Origin of the sequence: Cyanobium sp. Lug-B, assembly GCF_024345635.1 — a bacterium.
GTDB lineage: Bacteria > Cyanobacteriota > Cyanobacteriia > PCC-6307 > Cyanobiaceae > Cyanobium > Cyanobium minutissimum.
In genome coordinates this window covers 20246-27490 of sequence record NZ_JAGQBM010000037.1, presented here as the reverse complement: position 1 = coordinate 27490, position 7245 = coordinate 20246, and the positions used below count along the sequence as shown (strand labels likewise).

Genomic DNA, 7245 nt, shown 5'->3' with positions numbered 1-7245 from the left:
GTCCCCGCGGCGGATCGGGCCGCCCCCCGCCGGGAGCCGGCCCAGGGCGGTGACGGCCAGCAGGCGCTGGCGGCCGCCGCTGCAGTCGCCCCCGAGCAGCACGCCGCCATGGGCCGCCAGCAGCTCCGTCATGCCGCCGTAGGCCCCCTCCACCCAGGCCCAGGGCGTGTCCCCAGGGGCCACCAGGGCCACGGTGATGCCCACGGCGCCGCGGCAGCCCATGGCCGCCAGATCGGAGAGGTTGGCTGCCGCCGCCCGCCAGCCCACATCGGCGGCCCCCATCGTCGCCGCACTGAAGTGGACGTCCTCCACCAGCACGTCGGTGTTCAGCACCAGCGGCGGATCCCCCGCCGGGTGCGCTCCCAGCTGGGCCGCTCCCAGAAGGGCGGCGTCATCGTCGAACTGCCCCGGGGGGGCGAAGGCGCCGAGGCGCCGGATCAGCTCCCCTTCCCCCAGCTGCGCCAGGGTGGGCCCCTCAGGCATGGGGGCGCAGGTTGTCGGCCCCCTCGACCACCGTCGCCTTGACGATGCCGTCGTCGGCGGTGAGCTCCTCGAGCACGTCGAAGCCGTCCACCACATAGCCGAAGGCGGCATAGCGCCCGTCGATGAGGTTGAGGCCCGCCGGGGTGAGCTCGGGCTCGAACAGGAACAGGAAGAACTGGGAGGAGCCGTCGCCCAGGGCCTCGTCGGAGTGGGCCCACCCCAGGGTGCCCTTGCTGGCGAAGGGCAGCACCGGTTCGGCCTTGAACATCCCCAGGTCCTCGAAGGTCTGGTTGTAGAAGGGGGCCTCCTGGCCGGGCACCATGATCTCCAGGGGCACGGTGCGCTCCTGCTTGCTGACCGGATCCACGTAGCCGGTGGCCGGGCCGGCGGGATCGCCGGTCTGGAGCACGTAGAAGTCCTCGGCGCGGTTGAAGGGCAGGCCGTCGTAGAAGCCGCGCTGCACCAGGTCCACGAAGGCGCCGGCGGTCAGGGGGGCGTTGTAGCCGTCCACGACGGTGGTCAGGTCGCCTTTGGTGGTGGTGAGCCGCACGGTGGCCCGGCCCAGCAGCCGCGGCAGCCCGTCGAATTCGGCGGGAATCGTGAACGGGAAGGGCCCCACCAGCAGGGCCTCGGCCTGGCCGATGTCGGCGAGGGCCTCCCGGCGGGCGGCCAGGAACCGGTCCCGGTCCTGGGCCTCACCGGCGGCCGCCAGCTCCTGCAGATGCACCGCCGTATCGGCCAGCAGGGCTTCGGCGGTGGGCCGGTCGGCGGCATCGAAGCTGGCCAGGATCCGCTCCCGGCTGCCGCCGAGCTGGGACTCGGCCCGGCGGACGGAGCCGGTCAGGCTGCTCCAGCGCTTGGCCCGCAGGTCGTCGCTGGTGTCCTCGAGGCGGTGCTGGAGCCCCTGCAGGTCGCCCTGCTCCATGGGAAGGGCGTTGCGCAGCAGGGCGGTGGGATCACTGACGGCATTGCCCTGGGGCAGGTAGGCCCAGGCGGCGGGGACCGCCAGCAGCAGGGTGAGAACGAGGGTCAGGGCGGCCCCCAGCCGGGCGGCCAGCGTGGTGGTGAACCCGATGCGCCTGCGTCGCCGGTCCATGCTTCCCCTGTGACTGCCTGGACTTTGGCACAACCGGCCCGGGCCTCCGCCGCCGTCGTCCGCAGGTGGGCCTGTAGCCAGACGTACAATCCCCCGATCCGATCCGCCGGAATGATCTCCAGCAACGACTTTCGCACCGGCACAACGATTGAGCTGGATGGCCAGGTCTGGCGCGTCGTCGAATTCCTTCACGTCAAGCCCGGCAAGGGCTCGGCCTTCGTGCGCACCAAGCTCAAGGGCGTCCAGAGCGGCAACGTGGTGGAGAAGACCTTCCGCGCCGGGGAGACCATGCCCCAGGCCCTGCTGGAGAAGTCGACCCTCCAGCACACCTACATGGAAGGCGATGACTACGTCTTCATGGACATGGCCTCCTACGAGGAGACCCGCCTGACCGCCAAGCAGATCGGTGACGGCCGCAAGTACCTCAAGGAAGGCATGGAGGTGAGCGTCGTCTCCTGGAACGGCAAGCCCCTGGAGGTGGAGCTGCCCAATTCAGTGGTGCTCGAGGTCACCCAGACCGACCCCGGCGTCAAGGGCGACACCGCCACCGGCGGCACCAAGCCGGCCATCGTCGAGACCGGTGCCCAGGTGATGGTGCCCCTGTTCATCACGATCGGCGAGAAGATCAAGGTCGACACCCGCACCGACAGCTATCTGGGCCGGGAGTCCTGATCGCCATGCAGCTCGATCACGACCAACTGCGCCAGCTGCTGGCCCTGCTCGGGGACAGTGACATCCAGGAACTCCGGCTCGAAGGCGACGACTTCCGGTTGGAGGGGCGCCGAAACCTGCCGGCCCCCGCGCCGGCGACGGTCACAATGGTGCAGGCTCCCGCCGGGGCCCCACCGCCGGCTCCCGCCCCTGCGGCCGCGGTCGCGCCTGCCCCGGGGCCTTCGGCGCCCCCGCCGCCCGCCGCTTCCGTGCGCAGTGATCTGCAGGCCGTCACGGCGCCGATGGTGGGCACCTTCTACCGCTCCTCGGCTCCGGGGGAGGCCCCCTTCGTGGAGGTGGGCAGCCGCATCAGCGCCGGCCAGCCCGTCTGCATTCTTGAGGCGATGAAGCTGATGAACGAGCTGGAGTGCGAGTTCAGCGGCGAGGTGGTGGAAATCCTGGTGGAGAACGGCACGCCGGTGGAATTCGGCCAGGTGCTGATGCGGATCAAGGCCGGCTGAGGGCGAACGCCTCCGGGGGCGGGCCCAGCTCCCAGGCGGTCTGGATCGCCGCCGCCATGCTGTCGGCCCTGGCGATGCCCCGGCCGGCGATGGCGAAGGCGGTGCCGTGGTCGGGGGAGGTGCGCAGGAACGGCAGGCCCAGGGTGGTGTTGACGGCGGCGTCGAAGGCCAGCAGCTTCACCGGGATCAGCCCCTGGTCGTGGTAGAGCGCCAGGTAGCCGTCCGCCCCTTCGCCCTGGCCCCTCCAGGCGGCGGCCGCCTCCAGCCAGCAGGTGTCCGGCGGCACCGGCCCCTCCAGGCGCACCTCCGGATGCCGGCCCTGCCACTCCTGCAGGGCGGGAATCAGCCAGTCCTGCTCCTCGCGCCCCAGGTGGCCCCCCTCCCCCGCATGGGGGTTCAGGCCCGCCACCACCAGCCGCGGGCGGCTGCGGAAGCGGCGGCAGAAGGCCAGCAGGGCCTCCAGCCGCTGGTGCACCAGCTCCGGGCCGAGCCGGGCGCTCACTTCCGTCAGGGGGATGTGGGTGGTGGCCAGGAGCGTGTTGAGCCGCCAGCCGCCGGCGGGAGCCACGGCGGTGAACAACATCCCGGCGTCGCTGGCGCCGGTCAGTTCCGCCAGCCGCTCGGTCTGGCCCGGGTAGGCATGGCCCGCCGCCTGCCAGCTGGCCTTGGCGATCGGGGCCGTCACCAGGGCCCGACCGCCGCCGGCGCCCACCAGCGCCACGGCCTCGCTCAGCCAGGCGAAGCTGGCGGCACCGGCGGCGGGGCTGCTCACCCCCGGGACCACCGGCTGCTCCAGGGGGATGTCCACCAGGGCGAACGCCTCCGGGTCAGCCAGGGGAGCGTCGCTGCGGGCCAGCAGCTGGCGGTGGCATTCCCGCAGCCAGCGACCGCAGCCCACCAGCACCACCTCCTGGCCGGCGGGCCGGGGCCGGGCAAGGGCCTTGAGGGTCACCTCGGCGCCGATGCCGGCGGGATCCCCCAGGGCGATGACGAGGCGATCCGCAGTAGTTTTCATGCCATCGGGCGCTGTCGGGGTCGGTTCATGGTCCGCTTGCTGGTGCTGGGCCTGTTGCTGCTGGGTGGGGGACTCGCCTTCCGGAACAGCTGGGTCGTGGTGGATTGGGAGAAGATGGGCAAGGACACGGGCCTGTCCTCCCTGATCGATCCTTCGATCTTCGGCGCTCAGAAGAAGTCGCCGCTGCAGGACGCCAACCCCTCCCGGTAAGTGGGGTAGAGCAGGCGGTAGCCGAGGTCGTCCCTGAGCCTCCGGCTGCTGGCCCGTCGATTCTCGCTCCAGAAGCTGCGGGCCATGGGTCCCATCGCCGCGGCCACGTCGTCGAAGCGCTGCACGTCCGGCAGCCGGCAGCCCAGCAGATGGGCGGCCAGGCCCAGGATCTCGCTGGAGGGGCAGGGGAAGGTGTCCGCCAGGATCAGGGTGTCGGGCCTGGCCTCGGGGGACAGGGCGATGGTGTGCAGCACCGCGCCGACGATGTCGTCGACGTGCACCCGCGAGAACACCTGGCCGGGCTTGTGGATGAGCCGGGCCGTGCCGTTGCGCAGGCTCAACATCGGGTTGCGACTGGGGCCGTAGATGGCGGGCAGCCGCAGCAGCTGCACCGGCAGGCCGCTGCGGCGCCAGGCCTGCTCGCAGGTCAGCCGGGCCTGGCTGCGCTCCAGCAGCGGCCGGGTGGGGCTGGTCTCGTCCACCCAGGCGCCGCCGGTGTCGCCGTAGACCCCGGTGGTGGAGAGATAGCCCACCCAGACCGGTGACAGCTGACGCAGGCGGGTCTCGAGGGACTCCAGCACCGGATCGCGGCCGCCGGCATCGGGCGGGATCGTCACCAGCACGTGGCTGACCCCGGCCAGGTCGGCCTGGCTGGGCAGGGCGCCCTGGTCGGGATCGAAGTGCAGCCAGCCCCGGTCGTCGCCCGGCGGCGCCGGCTGGCGATGGCTGAGCAGCACCGGCACGCCGGCCGCCTCCAGCGCCAGGGCGAGGCGGCGGCCGGTGTAGCCGCCGCCGAGCACCAGCATCCGGTCGATGGCCGCGGCCGCCGCGGGCAGGGCCGGGTGGTCGATCCGGCCGCCGTCGACCCCCGGGTTGACAGAATCTGCCGTCATCAGTACATCTGTATCACTGTCCGTTTCTCCATCCCGTGACCACCTCGTCGTTCGGTGCCAGTCTCCCTGTCGGCCCCGCGCCCTCCCGCCCCCTCTGTCGCCCCTTCGAGCGGGCCCTCGACCAGCCGTTCGCCGGCCGCGGCCATCGGGCCCCGGCGCGCCACCACCGCGCCGCCGCCCCGCTGCTGCTGGCCATGGCGCTGCTGCTGGGGGCCGTGGTGCTGGCGCCGGAGCAGCCCCTCGATCAGGAGGCCATCTGCCACCGCCACAACGGCGTGGAGGCCTGCCGCGTCTGGTGAGTCACCTCCGCTTCGGCGGCCGTGGCCGTCTCCGGTTCGGCGGGGGCCACCCACTGGAGCAGGCGCAGGGCCAGGCGCAGATCGCCGTCGGTCCAGGCCCGCAGGGCCATCGCCCGGCGCGGGTCGTAGAAGGGCTGGCTCCGGTACCAGACGAACGCATCGCTGTCCCCCTTGCGGCCGTTGCAGCCCAGGCAGGCCGGCACGCAGTTCTCGGTGATGCTCTGGCCGCCGCGGCTGAGCGGATGCACGTGGTCGATGGATTCCGACGCCTCACCGCAGTAGAGGCAGCGGCGGCCCGTCATCCGGTGCAGCGACTGTCGCCATCGACGCGCTCGCAGCTTGGGGCAGAGGTCTTCGAGAAAGACTCCATCCCTGGCCTGCATCAGCGCGCCTCGGTTGGCGGAAGTTTGCCCTCAGCGTCCCGGGTGTCAATGTGTTCATGATTGCTTTTTGCCGCATTGGCCACCCCCCTGGTGCAGATGCGCCTGGGCGCCTCGGGTCTGATCGAGGTGGTCAGTCCGTTCGACGCGGTCACCCAGGCGCAGCTGCGGGCCATCCGCCCCCGGGGCCAGTGGCTCAGCCGCCGCGGCTGCTGGCAGTTCCCCCTCGAGGCGGCCGCGGCGCTGCAGCAGCAGTGCGCCGGCCGCTTCCCGCTCACCCCGGAGCTGGCCCGCTGGTTCGGCTGGCTGGGCCAGCCCCTGCCGCCGCTGCCCCCCCACCGGGCCCTGGTGGCGGCGGCGGCCGCCGCCGATGAACTCCCCGACGGCCGCCGGCTGTTCCGCCACCAGCGGCTGGCGGTGCGCTGGCTTCTGGCCCGCCGCGGCGCCGTGCTGGCCGATGCCATGGGTCTCGGCAAGACCCTCAGTGCCCTGGTGGCCGGCCGCGCCCTGGTGCGCCTGGCCGACTGCCGGCTGGTGGTGGTGGCCCCGGCGGGGCTGCATCACCACTGGCGCCAGGAGGCGGCGGCCCTGGGACTGCGCCTGGAGCTGCACAGCTGGGCCCGGCTGCCGGCCGAACTGCCGGCCGCCGGCACGGTGCTGATCGCCGACGAGGCCCATTTCGCCCAGTCGCTCCAGGCCGCTCGCACCCAGGCCTTCCTGCGCCTGGCCCGCCATCCGCGCCTGCGGGCGATCTGGCTGCTCACCGGCACGCCGATGAAGAACGGCCGGCCGGTCCAGCTCTTTCCCCTGCTGGCCGCCATCGGCCATCCCCTGGCGGCCGACCAGCGCCACTTCGAGGAGCGTTACTGCCAGGGGCACTGGCGGGAGCAGGGGGGGCGGCGGATCTGGCAGGCCAGTGGCGCCAGCCAGCTGGAGGAGCTGCAGCGGCTGGTGCGGCCCCTGGTGCTGCATCGCCGCAAGGGCCAGTGCCTGGACCTGCCCCCGAAGCGGCGGCTCGAGCGGTCCGTCAGCCTCGATCCTGCCGGCGCCGAAGCCTTCGAGCGGGCCCTGCAGGGGCGGATCGACGACTACCGCCGCCGGGCCATGGCCGGCGAGGTGCGCCGCGACGCCGAGGCCCTGGCCGTGTTCACGGCCCTGCGCCAGATCGCCTCGCACCACAAGCTGGACGCCACCGTCTCGCTGGTGGCCGACCTGGTGGCGGCCGGCGAGCCGGTGGTGGTGTTCACGGCCTTTGTGGCCACCGCCCTGGCGCTGCACCGGCAGCTCGGCCGGCCGGGGGACGGGGGCCCCCTGGTGGGCGCCGTGCCGCCGCGGCGGCGGCAGCAGCTGGTGGATGCCTTTCAGGCGGGCCGGAACCCCGTGCTGATCGCCACCTATGGCACCGGCGGCCTCGGCTTCACCCTGCACCGGGCCCGGCATGTGGTGCTGGTGGAGCGGCCCTGGACCCCGGGCGACGCCGAGCAGGCGGAGGACCGCTGCCACCGGATCGGCATGGGGGCGGCGCTCACCAGCCACTGGCTGCAGCTGGGTGTGGCCGACCGGCTGGTGGACGACCTGATCGCCAGCAAGGCCGAGCGGATCTCCCTGCTGCTGCAGGGCCAGGACAGCCTGCGTCGCCAGCGGGCCCTGCCGGCGCTGGTGCGCCAGTGGCTGGAGAGCGGTTGAGTCGGAGCCGG

Annotated in this window: 10 protein-coding genes; 5 read left to right on the top strand and 5 right to left on the bottom strand. The window is 73.0% G+C overall.

Going from position 1 to position 7245, the window contains the following annotated elements; all coding sequences use genetic code 11:
- On the bottom strand, positions 1–483 hold a 483-nt coding region (locus KBY81_RS10265), incomplete at its 3' end, for a thiamine-monophosphate kinase (protein ID WP_254976422.1).
- Entirely contained in the window at positions 476–1579 is a 1104-nt protein-coding gene (locus KBY81_RS10260) for a peptidylprolyl isomerase (protein WP_254976421.1), read from the bottom strand. The genes KBY81_RS10260 and KBY81_RS10265, both read right to left, overlap by 8 nt.
- 111 nt (positions 1580–1690) lie before the next feature.
- Here KBY81_RS10260 and efp point away from each other — a divergent pair, with 111 nt between their 5' ends.
- Both efp and accB read left to right on the top strand, forming a co-directional pair.
- Complete coding sequence (efp, locus tag KBY81_RS10255; RefSeq protein ID WP_015109877.1) at positions 1691–2251, top strand: elongation factor P; 561 nt, start codon at positions 1691–1693, stop codon at positions 2249–2251.
- A 5-nt stretch (positions 2252–2256) separates the two neighbouring features.
- Complete coding sequence (gene accB, locus KBY81_RS10250; protein WP_254976420.1) at positions 2257–2751, top strand: acetyl-CoA carboxylase biotin carboxyl carrier protein; 495 nt, start codon at positions 2257–2259, stop codon at positions 2749–2751.
- Here the strand turns inward: accB and pdxA are convergent.
- On the bottom strand, positions 2738–3766 hold the full coding sequence (pdxA, locus tag KBY81_RS10245; protein ID WP_106222164.1) for a 4-hydroxythreonine-4-phosphate dehydrogenase PdxA: 1029 nt from the start codon (positions 3764–3766) through the stop codon (positions 2738–2740). The genes accB and pdxA overlap by 14 nt on opposite strands.
- 27 nt (positions 3767–3793) lie before the next feature.
- On the opposite strand from pdxA, the gene KBY81_RS10240 reads away from it, so the two are divergent.
- Positions 3794–3976, top strand: coding sequence for a hypothetical protein (locus KBY81_RS10240; protein ID WP_106222162.1), 183 nt, complete (start codon positions 3794–3796; stop codon positions 3974–3976).
- On the opposite strand, the gene KBY81_RS10235 is transcribed toward KBY81_RS10240, so the two are convergent.
- On the bottom strand, positions 3934–4869 hold the full coding sequence (locus KBY81_RS10235; protein ID WP_254976419.1) for an SDR family NAD(P)-dependent oxidoreductase: 936 nt from the start codon (positions 4867–4869) through the stop codon (positions 3934–3936). The two genes, KBY81_RS10240 and KBY81_RS10235, sit on opposite strands and share 43 nt — an antisense overlap.
- Positions 4870–4904: 35 nt before the next feature.
- On the opposite strand from KBY81_RS10235, the gene KBY81_RS10230 reads away from it, so the two are divergent.
- Positions 4905–5168 carry a hypothetical protein gene (locus KBY81_RS10230; RefSeq protein ID WP_254976418.1) on the top strand — a complete coding sequence of 88 codons (264 nt, stop codon included), beginning with the start codon at positions 4905–4907 and terminating at the stop codon, positions 5166–5168.
- Here the strand turns inward: KBY81_RS10230 and KBY81_RS10225 are convergent.
- Positions 5114–5551: an HNH endonuclease gene (locus KBY81_RS10225; protein WP_094587030.1), complete on the bottom strand. Its 438-nt coding sequence runs from the start codon at positions 5549–5551 to the stop codon at positions 5114–5116. The two genes, KBY81_RS10230 and KBY81_RS10225, sit on opposite strands and share 55 nt — an antisense overlap.
- Positions 5552–5647: 96 nt before the next feature.
- On the opposite strand from KBY81_RS10225, the gene KBY81_RS10220 reads away from it, so the two are divergent.
- Positions 5648–7234 (top strand): DEAD/DEAH box helicase, encoded by a 1587-nt coding sequence (locus KBY81_RS10220; RefSeq protein ID WP_254976423.1) that lies wholly within the window; start codon positions 5648–5650, stop codon positions 7232–7234.
- The last annotated feature ends 11 nt before the right edge of the window (positions 7235–7245 follow it).